The sequence below is a fragment of the Paenibacillus sp. 05T425 genome, assembly GCF_056396205.1.
In genome coordinates this window covers 1-425 of the sequence record NZ_JBFTLA010000123.1, presented here as the reverse complement: position 1 = coordinate 425, position 425 = coordinate 1, and the positions used below count along the sequence as shown (strand labels likewise).

The 425-nt window shown below is 60.0% G+C and carries 1 protein-coding gene; it reads right to left on the bottom strand.

The annotated features are described in order from the left end of the window. Nucleotides 1-110: 110 nt before the first annotated feature. Nucleotides 111-425, bottom strand: a 315-nt coding sequence (locus AC1DF0_RS32390; protein ID WP_477577695.1) for a 3-hydroxyacyl-CoA dehydrogenase family protein, incomplete at its 5' end; no start/stop codon positions are given.

The window sequence follows — 425 nt, the reverse complement described above, 5'->3', positions numbered from 1 at the left end:
GGGGTAGTCGGTGCGATGGGGCATCGGGTTGGACATCAGCGTCGGTTCCTGGAGTTGGATGGCCAGTTTAAGGTGAAACTGCGAAGGCGCTGTCACAGGCACTACCTAAATCACATGTCGGTAAACCCTCTGCCCTGCGCCGCCAACTCCCCAATCAACCGTGCCGGGGCCCAGTGATCCCCCTGTTTGGTCTCAAGCTGCAACAACCGCAGATGAATATCGTCCAGCCCTTGCTGATCCGCCCAGGCCATCGGCCCGCCCTTGTCCGCCGGGAAACCATAACCGTTGAGGTACACCAGATCGATGTCGTGCGCCGACGCCGCAATGCCTTCCTGAAGGATCTTCGCCCCTTCATTGACCAGTGCCAGCAAGCTGCGCTCAAGAATCTCCTCTGGCCCTATCTCACGCCGCTGGAACCCCAACCC